The following is an 18,983-nucleotide window of genomic DNA, read 5'->3' on the forward strand; positions in this document are numbered from 1 at the left end:
CGAGGGGCGGCCGGGCCGAACCCTCGGCCTGCGATTGTGCGGTCTCAGCCCGTGCCGGATCCGGCGCTCCAGGCGGGGCGGAGTCGCCCTGCGGCATCGGGGGCTTGGCGAAGACCCGCCTGGTAGGCCGGTTCCCACGCCGTGCGGTCGGTGAGGTCCGGGCCGAATGCGCGTATCGAGGCCGCATCGGGCTCGATCGTCACCACCGTGTGCGCCGCGGCGACCGCCAGTTCCCGGTCGAGCAACTCGCGGGGAAACAGGTGCGCCTGCGGGTCGATCACGACGAGCGTGCGGGCTCCGGCCGCGAGTCCGGCGCTGGTCGCCGACCGCAGGGAGCCGTCCATGTACCGGCGGCCGCCGATGGTGATCGGCGGGTAGATGCCCGGGAAGGCCGTGCTTGCCGCCACGGCGGCGGGCAGCGGTGCGCCACTCGCACGGTCGAAGACCTCCTGCTCGCCGGTCTCCGCGTCCAGAGCGGTGATGAGCAGCTTCCGGTCCGGCCAGTGGTCCGCGCCCGCCAGCGCGTGCATCCGGGTGATGTGCGCCTGCTCGGGGCCGGTCTCGGCGGCGAGCGCGATCCGGCCCACCCGGCGCCGCGCCTCGGCCGGGTTGGAGGCCGCGTTGCGCAGCACCGCGAACGCCTCGCCGAGCCGGCGCCCGTCCACCTGGGGCGGGGTGCCGGCGGAGCCGGCGGGGCGCACCGGGGTGGCGAGCCGGCCGGGGTCCTGGCCGGTGGCCAGGACTGCGCCGATGATCGCGCCGGTCGACGTGCCGACGATCAGATCCGCCTCGCCGAGATCCACCCCGCCGCGGCGCAGTCCGCAGGCCAGGCCGGCCATCCAGGCCGCACCGACGGGGCCTCCGGCGCCCAGTGCGAGTGCCCGATCGAGTGAGTGCACGACTGTCTCCCTCCCATTGTTGAAACAGTCGTACCATATACTGACGCATATTCAGGTTGGCAGCACCGAGAGGACGATCCACCGTGGGACGACCCCCGGATCCCGCGCGACGGGAGGCCACGCTGGTGCGGGCGACCGACTACGTACTGGCGCACGGCCTGGCCGGGTTGAGCCTGCGGCCGCTCGCCGCCGCTCTCGACACCAGTCCGCGGATGCTGCTCTACGACTTCGGCAGCAAGCAGGAGCTGGTGGCCGCCGTCCTCGCCGAGGCCCGCCGCCGCGGTGCGACACGGTTGGCCGCGAACCTCCCGGCGGAGGCGGGCTCCCCGGAGGAGCGGCTGCGCGGCATCTGGGCCTGGATGAGCGCACCGGAACGCGCCCCGTTCGTCCGGCTCTTCTTCGAGGTGCACGCCGACGGCCTCGTCCACCCCGAGAACTACCCGGACCGGGCCGAGGCGATCACGGACTGGTTCGACACCCTCGGCACCACGTTCCGCGACATCACCACCGGCCCTGACGACACCGCCACCCCGACGCTGGTCATGGCCGTCGTCCGGGGTCTCCTGTTCGACCTCACGAACACCGGGGACCGCCACCGCACCGACCACGCGCTGGACCGCTTCTGCGAACTCCTCCGGCCTTGAACGAGCCGTCGTCGGCCCCTTCCACCCACCTCGATCGGTGCCACCGGAAACGGGCCGAACGGCAGCGACTCCCTTGGTAGGGTGCGCGGATGTCAGCGATCAAGAAGGTCCAGGTCACCTTTGACTGCGCGGAACCCGAGCGCCTCGCCCGCTTCTGGTGCGAGGTGCTGGGGTACGTCGTACCGCCGCCACCGGCGGGGTTCGCCACGTGGGACGACTACCAGGGCTCACGGCCCGCCGAGGAGCGGGATTCCTGGTTCGCCTGCGTCGACCCCTCGGGGGCGGGCCCGCGACTGTACTTCCAGCGCGTCCCCGAGGGGAAGGCCGCCAAGAACCGGGTGCACCTCGATGTGCGGGTCGCCACCGGGCTCGTGGGCGAGGAGCGCCTCGCCGCGCTCGAAGCGGAGTGCGCACGACTGGTCCCGCTCGGCGCCGTTCACGTGCAGACGCTCTACGACGGCAACGACGCGTGCATCCCGATGCAGGACCCCGAGGGCAACGAGTTCTGCCTCGACTGAGTCAGGCCGTGGCCCGGCCCGGTGAGGCGGGCGACTCGAACCCGAGCAGGTGCCAGCTGACGCCCGGCCGGTCGTGCAGGTCCGTCCGCTCGGTCACCTGCAGCAGGTCCAGCCCGCGCGCCCGGGCGAGCGCGATGGTCTCCTCGGGCGTGATCTCGAACATCCGCCGGCCGGGCGGCACCGGACCGTGCCGCAGCGAGAGGAGGACGCGCCCGCCGGGAGCGACCAGCCGGGCGAGCGTGTCCATCGCCGACGGCCGCTCGTGGTCGGCCAGGTGCATCCAGACGGCGCAGAGCAGGATCAGGTCGAAGCGCTCGCCCGATGCATGGAGCGCCGGCGCCTCGGGGAGCGCGTCGTCGACCCAGCGGATGCCGGTGTCCCCGTGGATCCGCTGCCCGGCGCGGCGCAGCTCGGCCGTCGGCTCGGCCGCGACGACCCGGTGGCCGCGGGCGGCGAGTGCGGCGGCGTCGCGGCCGGTGCCTGCGCCGAAGTCGAGTACGGCGGAGGGCTGTTCGGGGAAGAGGTGCAGGACCTCGCGGTGCACCTCCTCGAAGGTCACGGCCTCGTACTGCCGCACGAGCTCCTCCGCCCGCTCGCCGTAACCCGCGTTGCTCGCCAGCCCGTTCACCACAGCTCCCCCTCCGACGCCCGGCGCGGGCCTGGGGCGTGTCCTTCGGATCACGCCCCGGGCAACCCGTACGCCCGGTCGGTCGATCGCCGGGTCGGACCCGGGACGGCGCCGGCCGCGGCCGAACGGTCGGCCCGCAGATTCACGACGATCTTGCCCTGGATTCCGCGCCGTTCCAACTGCCGGCGGGCATCGCATGTCAGGGCCTGGTGGAACGAGTCCCCCGAGGGCGCCCCGGCGCTCCCACCCCGAACGAATCCTCGACGTCGAGAGGCTCCCGCGCCCGGCTGTTCGCGCGGCGTCCGGGACGGCGACCCGGGCGCCGCGCGAACAGCCGGGACCGGGGGCCTGTCCGCCCGGCTCCCCGACCGGGCCCTCGGTCGGGATCAGGCCTCGCCGGGGTGCCAGGCGGGCCACTCCCAGGGACGGTCGGCCCACTGGACGCGGGCGGGGTCGTGCGGGTCGAGGTCCGGGAACAGCTGGTGGATGCGGGGCTCGAACTCCTCGGGGCCCAGCGGCTCCCAGCCGTGGCCCTCGAAGCGGACCAGGCGGTAGCGGCTGTCGGTGCGGAACTCGGCGACCTCGACCAGGGGCTTGTTGGTTTCCATGCCCCCAGCATGTGGCGCACCCAGGGCGTCCGCACCCGGGGTACGGCAGGCAGCGTACGGGCGGCATGGGCGGGCCGCGAACCGAGCGGCGAGCCGGTGGGCGCGGCGGCGGGCCGGCCGGAGGGCGCGCGGGACGACTCCCGGGAGTGATCCCCCTTACGAGTCATGTCCCCGCGACGGCGCGCTCGTTGAGCACGGGTATCGGCTCGCCGGTGGTCGGCGGCATTCGGCAGGAGGACGTGAGCGATGGGCGGGCAATCGGAGGGCGGGCAGTGGAAGTGGCCCGAGCATGCGTGGCAGCCACCGCCGGTACCGCCGCCGCCTCCCCCCGGACCGGCGATCGGCCGCTCCGCACCGGCGTCCACGCCCGTGCCCTTCCCCAGGACGGGCTCGGCGGGCTCGGCCCGTGCGGGCGGGTCCGGCTGCACGACGGCCTCGGACGCATCGGCCGGCGCGGCGGCGTTCGCTGCCGGGCCGCTGCGCCGGCGGCGGCTGCGGTGGGCGGTCACGGCGGGCGGGACGGTCGCCGCCCTGGCGGCCGTCCTGGTGATGTGCGGGCCCGGGTCGGGTGACGAGGGCTCCGGGGTGGTGGCGTTTCCGGGGGAAGCTCCCTCGTCCACTCCGTCCGTCTCCCCCACCCTGTCCGGCAGCGGGGTGCCCGAGCCGGTGTCGGTGCCGGACGGGTCGCCGCCCGCCGCTGCGCCCACCCCTGCCTCGGCCCTTCCGGAAGCCGCGCCCGCACCCCAACCGGCCCCCTCACCCGAAGAGGCGCAGGCTCCGGCCCGTCCCGGTGACGAGCCCGTGGGGCCGGACCACGCAGCGGCGCCCCGGTCCAAGCCCGGCCGTACGGCCCGGCCCGGCCCGTCGCGACCGGCGGGCGGCGGCACCGCGGGGCCGGGCGCGGCTCCGGCGACCCCTGCCCCGGCCCCGAACAAGGCCCCGAACCCGCCGGCGACCGGCCCGACCGTGCCCGGCATCGGCTCGCTCTGCGAGCAGGCCGAGCGCCTGGGCCGCTGGGCGGCCGGCTCGGAGCAGGCCCACCTCTGCCACGGCCTCTACGGCTGACAGGCCGGCCGGGACGAACACAGCGAACACAGCAGACCCGGCGGACGGGTCGGGGCCCAGCACCGCGCCCCGGCCCCGTCCGCCGGGGGCAGGTCACCGGCAGGTCACCGGCGGGCTGCCGGCCCCACGCCTCACCCCGCGCCCAGGAGCCCCCGGTCCAGCCGGGGCGCCAGCACCCGGGCGAGCGTGTCGGTGATGTGCCCCGTGTCCCGGTAGAGCACGACGCCCTCCAGCACCGCCGGGCAGTCCGGGCCGGTGCCCGGGCAGAGCAACGGGCCGAGGTCGAGCACCCGGACGCGGTAGCGCTCGGCGAGTCCGCCCTCGATCAGCGGGTCGCGCTCGAAGGCGGACTCCCGGGGGAAGAAGCAGGCGTCCGGCCGGCCGTCGGAGGCGGCCAGGCAGGTCGGGATGTCCTTGCCGGGCATCGGCGTGTCTCCCAGGTAGGCGAGCGGCGCGCCGACCGCGGAGAGGCGGTCCAGGGTGCGGGCCCAGCCGTCCGCGCGCTCCTCCTGGCTCCCGTACCGGTTGAGGCCCGCCATCAGGACCAGCTTCGGCCGGGGGCCGGTGGCCAGCCGGGTGAGGGTGTTCTCCCGCCAGCGGTCGCACTCCTCGAAGGTGCGCCCGAGGACGTTGTTCCGCACGGTCAGCGCGGCCAGCGGGCAGCCGGGCTTGACCAGCACCTCCAGGGCCCAGTGCCGCTGCTCGGCGAGCGTCAGCGCGGCGGAGATCCACTGTCCGGCGTGCGAGTCGCCGAGCAGCACGATCCGGTCGGGGCTGGTCTGGTCGCCGAACAGGCAGCGCGGGCTGGTGTCGGCGCCGAGCGGGATCTCGCAGCCCTTGCCGGGCGGGAAGTCCTCCCGGGCCCGGGCCAGCGACGGCGTCAGACCGAGCACCCGGGTGCCGGGGGCGAGCAGCGCGGGGCCGTCCACCGCGCCGGCCGGGACCACCACGGGGGCGTCGGTACTGCCGAGGGCCCGGACGGTCCCGCCGCCGAGGGTCAGACCCGCGATCAGCGGGATCACCAGGGCACTGGCGCCGACCGCGAGACCGCGGCTGGGCGCCGGGCTGCTGCCGTACCGCAGCGGCTGCTCGACCAGCCGCAGGGTGAGCCAGGCCGGCAGGGCGGCGGCGGCCGTGAGCGCGACCAGCGTGGTCCACGGCAGCGCACCGTAGCGGGCCTGGGCGATGGTCAGGACCGGCCAGTGCCAGAGGTACCAGGCGTAGGAGAGCCGGCCGACGGCGCGCAGCGGGCGGACGGCCAGCAGGCGGCCGGCGTCGGCGGCGCCGAGGGACCGGTGCGCCGGGCCGGCGAGCAGGACGGCGGCCGTGCCGAGGACCGGCAGCAGGGCGGCGGTACCGGGGAAGGGTGTGTTGCGGTCGTAGCGGAAGACGGCGACGACGACGGCCACCGCACCGGTCCAACCGACCAGGCGCAGCACCCGGCCGAGCGCGCGCCCGGCGGGGCCCGTACCCGCCGACCGGCCTGCCAATGCCGGGCCGAGCAGCGCGGCGCAGGCGCCCGCGGCGAACTCCCAGAGGCGGCTCGCGGTCGAGAAGTAGCCGAGCGGCGCGGAGCCGGCGGTCCAGCGGATGCAGAGCACGAGCGATCCGGCGCCGATCGCGGTGGTCGCGAGCACGATCGCCGCCGTGCGGCGGCGGCCGGCGAGGAAGCGGGCGAGGCCGAGCAGCAGGACGCCCCAGAGCAGGTAGAACTGGTTCTCCACGCCGAGGGACCAGAAGTGCTGCAGCGGGCTCGGGTCGCGTTCGGCGGCGAGGTAGTCGGTCTGCTCGCCGACGAAGCGCCAGTTCGCGAACTGCCCGGCGGCGGCGATCAGGTCCCGGGCCAGGTCGGTGCCGCGCAGCGGGTCGAGCAGCGCGCCCCCGGCCAGGGCGGTGGCGACCAGGACGACGGCGGCGGCGGGCAGGATGCGGCGGGCGCGGCGCGCGGCGAAGTCCCGGAGGCCGATCGGGCGGCCCAGCAGCAGGCCGGTGATCAGGAATCCGGAGACGACGAAGAAGACGTCGACGCCCACGTAGCCGCCGGTGAAGCCGGGAACGGCGGCGTGGAAGGCGAGGACGGAGAGCACGGCGACGCCGCGCAAGCCCTCGATGTCGGGGCGGAACGCCGCCCGCCGGCGGGTCTCCTCACCCTGGACGACGACGGCGGAGGCGGACGTGACGGAGCTGGGTGCGGCGCCGGTGGCCGGCCGGTGCACCAGCCCGAGCGAGTCGGCCGCCGGGGCCTGATCGGCCGTGTCGCCACTGCCGGGAGCGGCGGTCGTGAGGTCGGGACGGAGGGCGCCGCGGGGCGTCGGTTCGCCGGGCGACGGTTCGCCGGGCGGGCGCCCGGCATGCGGAGGTACGGCGTTCGGAGGTACGGCGTTCGGTGGTACGGCCGTGGTCACGGCGGTGCTCCTTGCCTGACTGGCAGCGGTGGGTCGGGGCCGCCGGGCCGATGGGGCGGCCGGGCGGCGGATCCGCGCCGGTGGGGCGACGCAAGGAAGAGCAGGAAGAACAGGAAGAGCAGGGAGAGCGGCGGAACAGGGAGGAAGCCGGCCGGGCGCAACCTCGGCCATCTGAAGGAACTCAGCCGAACAGAAAGTGATATGGCTGATCGTCAGAAGACGAGCGGATCCGCCCAGCCCGAGGCCAGCAGGCCGCAGAGCAGCAGCACGGCCGTCACGGCGACCGCCTCGGCCCGGCCGAAGCCGAGGTCCGAGCCGCGCCGGGCGGGCGGGGCGACTTCGGCGACGGCGGCACCGTTGCCGCCGCGCAGCAGGGGCCACAGGGCCCGGAGGAGCGGGACCACCGTGTAGGCGGTGAGTCCGAGGAGCGCGGCGAGCGCCCAGTAGGGCTGCCAGCCGTGGAGGACGACGGCACGCACGAGGCCGGCGGCGCCCGCGACGACGACCAGGCCGAGCCAGCCGACACCGATCCGGGCGACCGTACGGGCGAGTGAACTGCCGCCGGAGACGGCGCCGGTGGGCACCCAGTCGGCGCTGCGCCGGCGCAGCGCGTGCGCGATGGCGACCACGTGGCAGAGCCCACCGAGGAGTTGGACCCGGGTGACCTCGAACCGCCAACGGGTGCGGGACGTCGCGGGCAGCAGGACCAGGGCGACCCAGATCGGCGGCAGGAACGGCAGCACCTGCCAGGGCTCGATCTCGTCGGGCCGGAAGAAGAGCATGATCAGCGCCGGCAGCGGCACGGCGAAGACGTTCACCGCGCTGGTGAGGTAGCCGAGGATGCCGTTCCAGAAGCAGAGCCGGGCCGAGCGGGAGAGCGGCCCGCGCCGGAAGCCGGGATCGCCGACCAGCGCGAGCGAGCCGAGGCACCAGCGGTACTGCTGGCTGATGAAGGCGGGCAGGCCGGTGGGCGACATGCCCTTGGCGACCAGCGCCGGTACGTAGCGGGTGGTCCAGCCGGCGCGGGCGAGCGAGAGGCCGGTGTAGAGGTCCTCGCTGTGGTCGATCTCGGCGAATCCGCCGACCCGTTCGAGCGCCGCGCGCCGGTAGAGCGCGTTGGTGCCGCAGCAGACGGTGCCGTCCTGGGCGTCCCGGGAGGGCTGGATCCAGCGGTAGAAGATCTCCTGGGTGGCTCCGGCGGCCCGCTCCAGCCACGACATCCCGGGGTCGGTGTCGAAGCACTGGGGGCTCTGCACGATGCCGACCTCGGGGTTGTCGAGGTAGGGCACCAGGTGGTGCAGGAAGTCCGGGCGCGGGCAGAAGTCGGCGTCGAGGACGGCGATGATGTCGCCGTTGCCCTCGGCCAGGCCGTGGTTGAGGTTGCCGGCCTTCTTGAACCGGCCGCGGTCGGGCCGGGCCCGGTACTGGAAGCCGTGGGACTCGGCGAGTTCACGGACCTCGGGGCGGGCCGCGTCGTCGAGCACCAGGACGGTCAGCTCGCCGGGCCAGCGGACGGCGGCGGTGTGCCGGTAGGCGTTGGCCAGGACGTCCAGCGGTTCACCGGCGGTGGGCAGCAGCAGGTCGACGGAGGGGCAGCGGGCCGGCCGCCAGGCGCGCAGCAGCAGGTCGTGCGAGTCGCGGGTGAACCGGCGGGCGCGCTGGCCGTCGGCCAGGGAGAGCAGCCAGGTGGCGGCGTTGAGCACGGTCAGCACCAGGAATGGCCAGAGCAGCGGCCGGCTGAGCGCGAAGAGGCCGAGGGTGGCGGTGGCGCCGGCGTAGGAGAGGGTGGCGCAGAGCAGCACCCAGCGGCGCTGCGGGCCGAAGTACCAGTAGAGCTCCTCGTCGTCGGGCGGGGCGGGCAGTCGGGGCGGCCCGGGAGGTCCGGGCCGAACGGGCGGAACGGACGGGACGGGCGGAGCGGGCGGTCGCGGGGCACCGTCCGCGACGTGGTGGCGCGGACCGGTGTCGGAAGCGGGCATGGCGGTGCCACGGGCTACGGGCATGCGGAAATGGCCCCCCTGGGCTCGGACGGAACGTGGCCGTTCGTCCGCCACCCTCTCACATTGGCCTAGACCAATAATGAACGAGGTATGACATCTCCGCATCGCCCCCGGTCATCGCTTGACGGCAGGTCAGACCTACTGCCGGGTAAGCACCTTCACCAGCTTCTCGAACCTCAGGTCCGGCCGGCGCGGGATCCCGAAGCGCTCGTCGCCGTACGGGAACGGGGAGTAGACGCCGGTGCGGTGGAAGCCCCGGCGCTCGTACCAGGCGATCAGGTCGTCGCGCTGCTCGATCACCGTCATCTCCAGCTCGACGGCGCCCCACTCCTCCTCCGCGAACCGCTCGGCCTCGGCCAGCACGGCCCGCCCCAGCCCGCCGCCCTGGTGGGCCGGGCTGACGGAGAACATGCCGAAGTAGGCGTGCCGCCCCCGGCGCTCCAGCTGGCAGCAGGCGATCAGCTCGCCGTCCGGCTCGGCGACCAGGACGACGCCGTCGGGGTTGGTGACCGCGGCGGTGACGCCCTCGGCGTCGGTGCGCTGGCCGTCCAGCAGGTCGGCCTCGGTGGTCCAGCCGGTCCGGCTGGCGTCGCCGCGGTAGGCGGACTCGACCAGCTCCACCAGTGCCGGCACGTCGGCCACGGTCGCGGGGCGGAAGGCGAGGTCGACGGTCCTTGTGGCGGCCTGGGGCCGGTCGGTCTCTCGGGTGGTCTCGGGCACGGGGTCCTCGTCTCTCCGGTGGGGCGGCCGAACGCATGCCGATCCGGTACCGGACCGGTACCGATCACTGGAATCGTGCCACAGCACCGGTCGGAGGCGGTCCGGCCTGCGGGCTGCGCCACCCCCTCCCCGCCCGGCCACCGTGGATCTTCCGCCACCTCCTGCGCGAGGCGCCGGGCCGGACATACGATCATCGGGTGTCGCCACAAACCGCATCCTCGTTGACGCTCTGGTCCAAGGACTCCGTCCTCGCCATCGCCTCCGCCGGCTCGGTGCTGTCGATCGGCTCGGTCGGCTCCGTACTCTCGGTGGGCTCGGTCGGGTCCGTCCTGTCGATCGGCTCGGCCGGTTCGGCGATGTCCGTCCTGTCCGCCGGCTCCTGGCTGAGCCTGGGCTCGCTGCTCTCCGCGAACTCACGCTGGTCGGTGCTGTCCTGGCGCTCCCGCGGCGGACTGCTGGCCGCCGGGGTGGTGGCCACCGCCGCCACGGGCGCCGCCCTCGCCGGCCGGTCCCGCCCCCGCGCCCTGCACGCCGTCCGGTAGTCCACCGGGGCTCGTCCCTGAAGTCCACCGGGGCTCGTGGCGGTGGTCCGCCGGACGCGCCCCGGCCGCGCCCGCACCGCCCGGCGCCCGGCGCCCGCCGGAATCACCCGCCGGGGGTGGTGCGGGAACGGCCGTCGGCGCCGACCGTGGGACCGGGGGAGCCAGGCGCACCCGCCGGTCGGCCCGGCGGCCGCCGGGTACGCGCGTCGGGCCGAGGACAGGAGATTCCGGTCATGGACGACTACCCACTGCTCAACATCTTCCTCACGACCATGTGGTTCTTCATCTGGATCCTGTGGTTCATGCTCCTCTTCCGGGTCTTCGCGGATCTCTTCCGTGACGACTCGGTGAGTGGCTGGGGCAAGGCCGGCTGGTCGATATTCGTGATCCTGCTGCCGTTCCTGGGCGTCTTCGTCTACCTGATCGCCCGTGGCAAGGGGATGGGCATGCGCGAGACGGCCAGGGTCCAGCAGGCCGAGCAGGAGTTCCGCGGCTACGTCCAGGAGGCCGCCGGGGAGTCGAAGAAGCCGAGCACCGCCCAGGAGCTGGCCCACCTCGCCGAACTGCGGCGCAGCGGCGACATCTCCGAGGAGGAGTACCAGCGGGCGAAGGCCCTCGTCCTGTCCTGACAGACGTCGGAGGTTCCGATGGCAACCGCACAGCACCACGTCCCGCCGGGGTCGTGGCAGGCATCCGGGTCCGCACCGGCCCGCGGCGATGCGATGCTCACCTTCGCGGCCGTCCTCATGGGCGTCCTCGCCCTGTTCAACGGGCTGGACGGCATCGCGGCGATCAACCGCTCGCACGTCTTCGTCCGCGACGCCCACTACGTCTTCGGCGACCTCCGGGCGTGGGGCTGGGCCATGCTCGCCCTCGCGATCGCCCAGGGGTTCACGGTGGTGGGCATCATGGCCCGCGTCCAGGCCGCCCGCTGGTTCGGCGTCGGCGTCCTGGTCCTCAACGGGTTCGCCCAGATGTCGTTCCTGCCGTCCTACCCGGCCTGGTCGATCCTGGTCATCGCCCTCGACGTCATCGCCATCTACGCGCTGATCGCCTACGGCGGCCGCGCCGGTACGGACCGAGCCGTCCCCGCGGCACCCGCGGCCGCCCCGGCCGCGCCCGCTCCCCCGGCCTCCTACGGTCCGGACCGCGGGGCCGCCGGCTGACCGGTCCCGCCCGCACCGGCCGACGACCGGGCCGGGTGGCCCACCCGGGCCACCCGGCCCGTCGCCGTCCCTCCGCGTCCACGGCCGCGGAACGTCCGGTCTCCCGTCCGAACCGCGAGCGTCCGAACCGCGACCGGCCGCCAGCCGGTCAGTCGGAGCGCTGCCGCAGCTCGACGATCCGCAGGCCCAGTGCCTGGAAGCGGGCGAGCAGGCCGTACAGGTGCGCCTCGTCGACGATCCGGCCGACCAGCACGGTCTGGCCCGCCACGACGAAGCTCTCCAGCTCGGGGAAGCCGCCGTGCAGCAGGTCGTCGGTCATCGCGCCCGCAACCCGGATCTCGTACCGCATCCACGCCTCCCGGGACCGCACCGGCCCTCGGAGGGATCCGGCCGGCCCCGCCACCATGCTCACGGACGCGGGCGCCCCGGGCATCACCCCGCCCAGGTGAGCCCCGGCGCGGGACCGCGCCGGGGCTCGTCCGTCGGAGCGGGCGCCAGGCCTCAGGCGCCCGCCGCCCCACCGTGGCCGGCCGCGGCCGGCGGGCCGGGCCGGGTGGCCGGGGCGCGCGGCACGAGGGGGCCACCGGCCGGGTAGGCGGGGGCGAAGAACTCGCGGATCGCGAAGAGGGCCAGCACCACCACGGCGAACCAGAACACCACCATGCCGGTCGGGTGGTCCCAGAAGGCGAAGATCACGGCGGCGCCGAGCAGCACCATGATGCCGATCCACCGCTTCCAGCGCCGCACGAACGCGTCCACCGGACCGGCGTGGAAGCCCGCCGAGTCGGCGGCGTGCCGGACCGCGGCCACCCCGTGGCCGCAGACCGAGCGGATCGTGACGGCGACGCGCGAGGGCCCGATCATGAGGGCACCGATGGCCACGACCAGGGCCAGCACGCCCACCACCCGCACGGTCGTGCGCAGGTACGTCACCAGGGCGTCGTAGACGGCGCCGGCGGCGGCCGGTGAGGCGTCCGACGGCAGGTGGTCGAGGAAGTAGGACCGGAACACCGTCAACACGATGCCCATCAGCAGCATGGCCAGCGCGATGCCCACCGCGGCGCCCACCAGGGCGCGGCGCCGGTTGAAGGCGGTGAAGACGCCCGCCGCGGCGACCAGCACCACGATCACCGGCAGCCAGTTGCCCAGCACCTCCAGGAGCCGGAAGCCGCCCTTGATCTTGGCGATGTCGGGCGAGGAGAAGACCACGAAGTCGGTGTGCACCGCCGGGATCTTCGCGGCGGGCGCGAAGCCGGCGTTGACCAGCTCCGTCTTCACCTTGTCGACCATCGGCCCGATGTCGATGGTCACCTCGTCGTTCTTCAGCTGGACGGCTCCACCGCCCTCGCCGGTCAGCGCCTTCACCATCGAGGCGTGGCCGAGCCGCAGGGCCTGCTCCCAGACCGTGGCGAAGGCGTCGCTGGTGACCACCTTCTCGGCGGCGGCGTGGATGACGTTGGTGAGCGCCCCCTCCAGGGGTCCGCTCAGCCCGCCGATCAGGTCGGCGAGCCGCGGCGGCACGCCCTGCTCGGCGGCCGCCTGCGAGAGGTCGTTGACCAGGGCCTTGACGTCGACCTGTTCGGCCGCGGCGTTGGTGAGCCGGTTCGCCAGCGCGTTCTGGACGTCGGGGTTGTGGGCCAGCGGGGCCAGCGAGGAGACGAACCGGTCGGTGTCGGTCACCTCGTTGTGGGCCCAGACCGCGACGACGGCGAGGATGGAGAGGATCGAGGCGACGACCACCAGGACGGTGGAGCCGAAGGTGCGCATCCGGTGGTGGGTGGGCGCCCGCTTCGCGGCGTCGGACTCCAGCTGTGCCACGCGCTCGTGCAGTGCCCGCAGCTCCTCGGACTCCGCCGGCCCGGGTTCGGGGCCGCCCGGCGCCGGGGCACCGGCCGGAGGGCCTGCGGGCGGTGGTCCGGCGGGCGGAGGACCGGCGGGCGACGGGCCGCCACCCGCCGCGGGACCGCCGAGCTCCGAGCCTCCGGGCGGTTCGGAGCCTCCCGCCGCGGGACCGCCGGACGCGCCACCACCCGACGGAGAACCACCGGACGCGGCGCCACCGGACTCGGGCTTGTCGGGTTCAGACGACGGCATGTATCTCTCCTCCAGCGGCCCGCGGGTGGGGCGCCCGTGACGGGGCCCTCCCGACCAGCCAAGTGCCGCCACCCGCACCCGGCCAGCAGGACTACCCCACCGGGGTGACCGGGGATCCCCCGAACGGCCGGCGCCGTCGACCGCCGCACCGACGCGCGGGTCACCCCCAGCAGGTGATCCGCGCTCCCCCCGCGGCGGGTTAGCGTCGCAGGAGCGCGCCGGATCGCCCACAGGGCCCTGCGGCGCGCCGATCGGACCCCACCGTCAGGAGCCGTCGTGAGCAACCAATCCAGCGAACTCGACGAAGTCGGCCCCATCGACTACGTGGTCGTGGAGTTCCCGGGCAGCCGGATGACCGGCGAGGGGATGCCCGTCCTCGTCGACCTGGTCGATCGCGGCATCATCCGCATCCTCGACCTGACCTTCATCACGAAGGCCGAGGACGGCACGGTCAGCGGCATCGAGCTGGCCGACGTCACCGGGGACGGCGAGCTCGACCTCACCTTCTTCGAGGGCATCTCCTCCGGCCTGATCGGCGAGGACGACGTCGCGGAGGCCGGCGCGCTGTTGGCTCCCGGCGACTCCGCGGCCGTCTTCCTCTACGAGAACCTCTGGGCCGCGCCGCTCGTGAAGGCACTGCGCCACGCCGGCGCCCGCATGATCGCGAGCGGCCGGATCCCCGTCGAGGACGTCCTCGCGGCGCTCAACGCGCTGGAGGCCTCGGTCTGACCGCGCTCCGCCGGCCCGGCGGCCCCGCCGACGCGCCCCTCGGGGCCGTGCCGCCCGCCGTCCGCCAGGCCGGCGCCCACCTTTCCCCCGACCCCAGGCAGGAAGCCATGCCCGGACTCATTCGCGGAGTCGCCCGTACGGCCGTCGTCGCCGGTACGGCCACCGCCGTGTCGAACCGTGTCTCGCGCCGCCAGGCCGGCCGCTGGGCCCAGCAGGAGGCCGCCGAAGCCCCCGCCCCGCAGCCGGTCGCGCCGGCGCCGACCGCACCGCCGGCCGGCGTCACCATGGAGGACAAGCTCGACCAGCTCAAGGACCTCGCCACCCTCAAGGAGCAGGGCGTCCTGACCGAGGAGGAGTTCGCCGCCCAGAAGGCGCGGATCCTCGGCAGCTGACGGCAGGTCCGACGCCCCTGCCGGCATCCGCCGGCACCCCGCTGACGTCCACGCCCGGCCCGTCACACCCGCCGGGCCGGGCCCGACGATCTTGGAGACGCGATGGGCCGGTGGAAGCCGCTGATCGTGCTCGGAACCGCCCAGTTCCTCATGGTGCTGGACGCCTCGGTGATGAACGTCTCGATCAGCCAGCTGGTCGAGGACTTCGACACCGAGGTGACCGCCATCCAGGCCGTCATCACCCTGTACACGCTGGTGATGGCGGCCTTCATGCTCACCGGCGGCAAGCTCGGCGACATGTTCGGCCGCCGCCGGGTCTTCGTCGTCGGCCTGGTGGTCTACGCGGTCGGCTCCGGGCTCACGGCGGTGGCGCCCACGCTCTGGGTCCTCGCCCTCGGGTGGTCGGTGATCGAGGGCCTCGGGGCGGCCCTCGTCCTGCCCGCCCTGGCCGCGCTGGTGGCCGGCTCCTACACCGGCCGGGAGCGGGCGGTGGCGTACGGGGTGGTGGGCGGCCTGGCGGGCGCCGGGATCGCCGTCGGCCCGCTGCTCGGCGGCTGGGTGACGACGTACCTGACCTGGCGGCTGGTGTTCGCCGGAGAGGTCGTGCTGGTCGTCGCGATCCTGCTGCTGATGCGCTGGATCCCGCCCGAGCGGGCCCCGGACCACCGCGCCCGGCTCGACACCGCGGGCGTCGCGCTGTCGGCCGCCGGCCTCGCGCTGATGGTGCTCGCCGTGCTTCAGAGCGGCACCTGGGGCTGGGTGCAGCCGCGCAATCCGCCGTTCACCGTCCTCGGCTTCTCCCCGACGCTGTTCGTGGTCGCGTTCGGGGCGGCGCTGCTCTACGCGTTCTGCCGCCACGAGCGCCGGCGTGAGGCCCGGGGTCTGGAACCCCTGGTCTCGCTGGACCTGTTCGGCAACTCCGCGCTCCGCTCGGGGCTGGCGACACTGTTCAACCAGAACACCATCCTGCTCGGGCTGTTCTTCGTCATCCCGCTCTACCTCCAGGTGGTGCAGGGCCTCGACGCCTTCGAGACCGGCCTGAAGCTGCTCCCGGTCTCGGTGGCGATGCTCGTCGCCTCGATGAGCGGAACGCTGCTGCTGCGAATCGCCTCACCGCGGACGATCGTCCGGACCGGCCTGCTGGTCCTGCTCGCCGCCACGCTCTGGCTGATCACCGCCATCGAGCCGGAGCTGCGCGGCGCCGCGTTCGCCGGCGCGATGGCCCTGCTCGGCCTCGGCCTCGGCATGCTCGCCTCCCAGCTGGGCAACACCGTGCAGTCGAGCGTCGCGACCGAGGACCGCAGCGAGGCGGGTGGCCTGCAGTACACCGCGCAGAACCTCGGCTCCTCGCTCGGGACGGCTCTCATCGGCGCCATCCTGATCGGCGCGCTGGCCGGCGCGGTCGGCAGCAGGATCGAGGACGATCCGCGCATCTCCGACGCCGTCGCGGGGCAGGCCGCCGTCCAACTGGAGGCGGGTGTGTCGTTCGTACCCGCCGACGACGTGGCCGCGGCCCTGGCCGAGCACCCGGAGGTGCCGCCGGAGGAAGCGGCCGCGATAGTCGACGACTACCGGCAGGCGCAGCTCGACGGACTCAAGGCGGCCGTGCTCGCCTGTGCGGGGATCACCGCGGCGAGCTTCCTGTTCACCCGCCACCTCCCCGGCCGCCGGCCGACCGGCGACGAGGGCACCGACGAGGAGCCCGCCGGCGACGTGCCGTGAACGGCCCGGGCCTCCCGGGGGCGTCGCCCCCGGCGAGCCCGCACGGGGAACAACTCCTCCACCAGGCACGTACCTTGACGCCGCGTCCGTGACGCCCCGCCGAATGCCCGCGCGTCGGCGCCGACCTCGGATCGCCCACACCGGCTACACAAGGTGACATTGCTGCAAACCCTTGCGCACTGCAATTTCACATTACTATGTTACGTATCACCGGCTGGCAACCTGCCCCTCCCACCAGGTGCCGCCGCCCCTTCAACTCCCGTACGGGAACACCCCTGCCCTGATTCCAGGATGTCCCCGTACGGGGCCCGGACCGGCCGGTCCTTCCACCCGGCCGGCCGCTCCCGGCGCGCACCACCCCCGCGCGCCGGGGCGGCCCCCACTCGCGCCCACCTCCACTCCCCTGGGCCCGCGCGGCGGCCACTGCACGACACCAGAATCCCAACACCCCACTTTCAGAGGAGAATTGGTGTCCACCAAGCTACGCCTGCGGAACACGCTGCTCTCGGCCGCCGTGGCCGTCACGCTCGCGGCTCCGCTGATCCGGAGCGCCCAGCCGGCCGTCGCGGCCGACGCCCCCACCCCCGCAGCAGCGTCCCCGGCCAGGTCGGGCGGTACCGGCGTGCCGGCCCCCGCCGGCTGGGACGGCGCCGAGCGGCTCCAGCCGAACACCGGCGCCCGGTCCGACGCACCGAGCGGTCCGTCCGCCGGCGAGCCTGCCGCCGCACCGGCCACCGCTTCGGCGGGACCCACCGCCGCCCACGACGCCTCGTGCAGCCGAGAGGCCTTCACCGCGCTCAGCCCGTCCCAGGTCGCGGACTTCCTCGCCGACCCGGCCCACACCTACGACGACTGCCTGCTGCCGTTGCTGGGGAGCTGGGACACCCGCTTCACCCGGCTGATCACGCCGGCGTACGTGCAGGCCGTCGCCGCCCGGGTGAGCGCGCTGGCGCCCTCCTTCGACAACGCCAACAACCACAACCAGCGCGGACTCTGGTACTTCCTGCACGTCGCGGTCCTCTTCGACTACGACCACGACGAGATCGACGTCAAGGACGCCGGGACCGTCGCCGCGATCGAGCACGCCATCCAGGACTACACCGCCAACCCGCGGGTCTTCGAGGTCACCACCGCCAACGGCTGGGCCCTGGGCGAGCTGCTCCACACCGGTACCGCGCCCACCCTGCGCACCAACCGCCTCGGGCTGATCAAGCGGGTCCTGCCGTACTTCGCCGCGGGCAGCAGGGCCACCGGCGACGAGGGCTGGAACTGGGCCGTCTACGGCGCCCTCCGGATCAACTTCCAGGGCATCGAGAACGTCGGCGAGGACCCGCAGGGCACGTTCCGGGCCGCCGTCGCCGCCGACGCGGAGTACCGCGAGGCCTTCCGCGCCTACGCCGGCTACACCCACCTCAAGGGCACGAAGAGCGACTGGACCGTCGCCGACGCCATGCTGGAGTACACCCGGATCGGCGCCCTCCCCGGCCTGACCGCCGAGGTCGCCGGCCGGCTGCCGTGGGTGTTCCAGAACGTCACCGACACCTACGGCCGGCTGAGCTACCAGTGGGGCGCCCTCGCCGCGGGGGCAGCCGCCATCAAGGCCTGCGCCCCGTACCGGGCGTGCCCCTCGGACGTCGACCCGGAGATCTTCCCCCACACCTACAGCTACGACAACGGCACCCTGGTCGTCCGCACCGCGCTCGACCGGGCCACCGCCGACCAGCTGTACTACGCGACCAAGCAGGTCAAGGCCCAGTTCTTCCGCACCATCGGCACCGACCAGCCGCTGCCCGGCGACGAGCACCCCGTGCTCACCGTCCAGCTGTACGACACCAAGACCCACTACAAGAACCTCCAGCGGCTGCTCGCCGGCATCGCCGACGTCGAGAACGGCGGCATGTTCCTGGAGGACCGCTCCACCTTCTACACCTACCAGCGGGTGGTCGGCGTGGAGTCGTACCTGAGCCTGGAGGAGCTGTTCCGGCACGAGTACACCCACTACCTGAACGCCCGCTGGGCGATCCCCGACTCCGGCTACACCAAGCGCTGGCCCGGCGACGCCACCTTCGCCATGAACGAGGGCACCGCCGAGTACTTCGCCGGCGCCACCCGCGACGACGGCGTCAGGCTCCGCAAGAACATGGTGGACGGCATCGCGACCGACCTCCGTCAGGGCAACCGGCCCCTGACGGTCGACCAGATCGTGCACGCCACCTGGAGCAGCCTCGGCTTCCGGGCCTACCCGTACGCGGCGACCTTCTTCAACCTGCTGGGCGAGAAGCACCCCGACCGGCTGGCCGAGATGTACCGGCTGCTGCGCGCCGACGACAGAGCCGGCTACGACGCCTGGCGCGACCGCCTCGGCCGCGACGCCGGCCTCCAGGCCGAGTACACGGCGTTCATCGACGCCGCCCTCCCCCGGGCCACGGAACTCTTCGTGCCCGACACCGACTACACGGCCAACGGCCGGCTGAACTACGCCTGGGCCTCGGAGGTGCAGTCCGCCTTCGCCTCCGCCACCCAGAACGCCCCGCTCTGCAAGGACAACGCCGACTGGAACAACAAGATGCGCTTCAGCTGCAGCGGGCGCATCACCGCCAACCTCACCGACTCCGCCGACACCGGCCGGGTCCGCCAGGACATGGCCTCGACGGTCGACCACTACCTGCTCAACCGCGGCGGCGGCGCGGCCAACAACCTCGCCGACATGAACTGCTGGTTCGGCAAGGTCGACGTCTGGCCGGACGGCCGGGCCGGCACCGCCGACTACACCTGCGAAGGCCCCCTGCGCCGGTGACTCCCAGGGGCCGGACCGCGCCGGCGGTCCGGCCCCGCCCCTTCCCGCCGGCGC

At 74.2% G+C, this 18,983-nt stretch carries 17 protein-coding genes; 9 read left to right on the forward strand and 8 right to left on the reverse strand.

Annotation, left to right across the window (positions count from 1 at the left end):
- Window positions 1-44: 44 nt before the first annotated feature.
- Window positions 45-899, reverse strand: a complete 855-nt coding sequence (locus RMN57_RS05105) for a patatin-like phospholipase family protein (RefSeq protein ID WP_313762164.1) — start codon at window positions 897-899, stop codon at window positions 45-47.
- Between the two features lie 83 nt (window positions 900-982).
- On the opposite strand from RMN57_RS05105, the gene RMN57_RS05110 reads away from it, so the two are divergent.
- Both RMN57_RS05110 and RMN57_RS05115 read left to right on the forward strand, forming a co-directional pair.
- Window positions 983-1,543 (forward strand): TetR family transcriptional regulator, encoded by a 561-nt coding sequence (locus RMN57_RS05110; protein WP_313762165.1) that lies wholly within the window; start codon window positions 983-985, stop codon window positions 1,541-1,543.
- Window positions 1,544-1,632: 89 nt separating this feature from the next.
- Complete coding sequence (locus tag RMN57_RS05115; protein ID WP_313762166.1) at window positions 1,633-2,061, forward strand: VOC family protein; 429 nt, start codon at window positions 1,633-1,635, stop codon at window positions 2,059-2,061.
- Window position 2,062: 1 nt separating this feature from the next.
- On the opposite strand, the gene RMN57_RS05120 is transcribed toward RMN57_RS05115, so the two are convergent.
- The 5 genes from RMN57_RS05120 to RMN57_RS05140 all read right to left on the reverse strand — a co-directional run bounded on the left by RMN57_RS05120 (window position 2,063) and on the right by RMN57_RS05140 (window position 9,487).
- Window positions 2,063-2,689, reverse strand: a complete 627-nt coding sequence (locus RMN57_RS05120; RefSeq protein WP_313762167.1) for a class I SAM-dependent methyltransferase — start codon at window positions 2,687-2,689, stop codon at window positions 2,063-2,065.
- Between the two features lie 386 nt (window positions 2,690-3,075).
- A complete protein-coding gene (locus RMN57_RS05125) occupies window positions 3,076-3,297 on the reverse strand; it encodes a hypothetical protein (RefSeq protein ID WP_313762168.1) in 222 nt (73 codons plus the stop codon).
- A 1,196-nt stretch (window positions 3,298-4,493) separates the two neighbouring features.
- Window positions 4,494-6,767, reverse strand: a complete 2,274-nt coding sequence (locus tag RMN57_RS05130; RefSeq protein WP_313762169.1) for an acyltransferase family protein — start codon at window positions 6,765-6,767, stop codon at window positions 4,494-4,496.
- Window positions 6,768-6,979: 212 nt separating this feature from the next.
- Window positions 6,980-8,770, reverse strand: a complete 1,791-nt coding sequence (locus tag RMN57_RS05135) for a glycosyltransferase family 2 protein (RefSeq protein WP_313762170.1) — start codon at window positions 8,768-8,770, stop codon at window positions 6,980-6,982.
- Window positions 8,771-8,905: 135 nt separating this feature from the next.
- Window positions 8,906-9,487: a GNAT family N-acetyltransferase gene (locus tag RMN57_RS05140; protein WP_313762171.1), complete on the reverse strand. Its 582-nt coding sequence runs from the start codon at window positions 9,485-9,487 to the stop codon at window positions 8,906-8,908.
- Window positions 9,488-9,684: 197 nt separating this feature from the next.
- Between RMN57_RS05140 and RMN57_RS05145 the strand changes: the two genes are divergently transcribed.
- The 3 genes from RMN57_RS05145 (at window position 9,685) to RMN57_RS05155 (ending at window position 11,195) form a co-directional block, all read left to right on the forward strand.
- Window positions 9,685-10,029: a hypothetical protein gene (locus RMN57_RS05145; RefSeq protein WP_313762172.1), complete on the forward strand. Its 345-nt coding sequence runs from the start codon at window positions 9,685-9,687 to the stop codon at window positions 10,027-10,029.
- 233 nt (window positions 10,030-10,262) lie between these two features.
- Window positions 10,263-10,658, forward strand: coding sequence for an SHOCT domain-containing protein (locus tag RMN57_RS05150; protein WP_313762173.1), 396 nt, complete (start codon window positions 10,263-10,265; stop codon window positions 10,656-10,658).
- Between the two features lie 18 nt (window positions 10,659-10,676).
- On the forward strand, window positions 10,677-11,195 hold the full coding sequence (locus RMN57_RS05155) for a hypothetical protein (RefSeq protein WP_313762174.1): 519 nt from the start codon (window positions 10,677-10,679) through the stop codon (window positions 11,193-11,195).
- Between the two features lie 148 nt (window positions 11,196-11,343).
- Here RMN57_RS05155 and RMN57_RS05160 read toward each other — a convergent pair whose 3' ends face one another.
- Both RMN57_RS05160 and RMN57_RS05165 read right to left on the reverse strand, forming a co-directional pair.
- Window positions 11,344-11,544: a hypothetical protein gene (locus RMN57_RS05160; RefSeq protein ID WP_313762175.1), complete on the reverse strand. Its 201-nt coding sequence runs from the start codon at window positions 11,542-11,544 to the stop codon at window positions 11,344-11,346.
- A 152-nt stretch (window positions 11,545-11,696) separates the two neighbouring features.
- On the reverse strand, window positions 11,697-13,013 hold the full coding sequence (locus RMN57_RS05165) for a hypothetical protein (RefSeq protein WP_313762176.1): 1,317 nt from the start codon (window positions 13,011-13,013) through the stop codon (window positions 11,697-11,699).
- A gap of 552 nt (window positions 13,014-13,565) precedes the next feature.
- On the opposite strand from RMN57_RS05165, the gene RMN57_RS05170 reads away from it, so the two are divergent.
- From RMN57_RS05170 to RMN57_RS05185, 4 genes are all read left to right on the forward strand, one after another.
- The gene (locus RMN57_RS05170) at window positions 13,566-14,018 is read left to right on the forward strand and encodes a DUF6325 family protein (protein ID WP_313762177.1); all 453 of its coding nucleotides are present in this window, start codon (window positions 13,566-13,568) and stop codon (window positions 14,016-14,018) included.
- Between the two features lie 107 nt (window positions 14,019-14,125).
- Window positions 14,126-14,410: an SHOCT domain-containing protein gene (locus RMN57_RS05175; protein WP_313762178.1), complete on the forward strand. Its 285-nt coding sequence runs from the start codon at window positions 14,126-14,128 to the stop codon at window positions 14,408-14,410.
- A gap of 102 nt (window positions 14,411-14,512) precedes the next feature.
- The gene (locus RMN57_RS05180; protein ID WP_313762179.1) at window positions 14,513-16,132 is read left to right on the forward strand and encodes an MFS transporter; all 1,620 of its coding nucleotides are present in this window, start codon (window positions 14,513-14,515) and stop codon (window positions 16,130-16,132) included.
- 469 nt (window positions 16,133-16,601) lie between these two features.
- Window positions 16,602-18,929 carry a collagenase gene (locus tag RMN57_RS05185; protein WP_313762180.1) on the forward strand — a complete coding sequence of 776 codons (2,328 nt, stop codon included), beginning with the start codon at window positions 16,602-16,604 and terminating at the stop codon, window positions 18,927-18,929.
- Window positions 18,930-18,983 lie beyond the last annotated feature (54 nt).

The sequence above is a fragment of the Kitasatospora sp. CM 4170 genome (genome assembly GCF_032110285.1).
GTDB lineage: Bacteria > Actinomycetota > Actinomycetes > Streptomycetales > Streptomycetaceae > Kitasatospora > Kitasatospora aburaviensis.

Coding starts and splice junctions, on each gene's coding strand:
- RMN57_RS05115 (WP_313762166.1), top strand. CDS start 1,633: ATGTCAGCGATCAAGAAGGTCCAGGTCACCTTTGACTGCGCGGAACCC.
- RMN57_RS05125 (WP_313762168.1), bottom strand. CDS start 3,297: ATGGAAACCAACAAGCCCCTGGTCGAGGTCGCCGAGTTCCGCACCGAC.
- RMN57_RS05135 (WP_313762170.1), bottom strand. CDS start 8,770: ATGCCCGTAGCCCGTGGCACCGCCATGCCCGCTTCCGACACCGGTCCG.
- RMN57_RS05150 (WP_313762173.1), top strand. CDS start 10,263: ATGGACGACTACCCACTGCTCAACATCTTCCTCACGACCATGTGGTTC.
- RMN57_RS05155 (WP_313762174.1), top strand. CDS start 10,677: ATGGCAACCGCACAGCACCACGTCCCGCCGGGGTCGTGGCAGGCATCC.
- RMN57_RS05160 (WP_313762175.1), bottom strand. CDS start 11,544: ATGCGGTACGAGATCCGGGTTGCGGGCGCGATGACCGACGACCTGCTG.
- RMN57_RS05175 (WP_313762178.1), top strand. CDS start 14,126: ATGCCCGGACTCATTCGCGGAGTCGCCCGTACGGCCGTCGTCGCCGGT.
- RMN57_RS05180 (WP_313762179.1), top strand. CDS start 14,513: ATGGGCCGGTGGAAGCCGCTGATCGTGCTCGGAACCGCCCAGTTCCTC.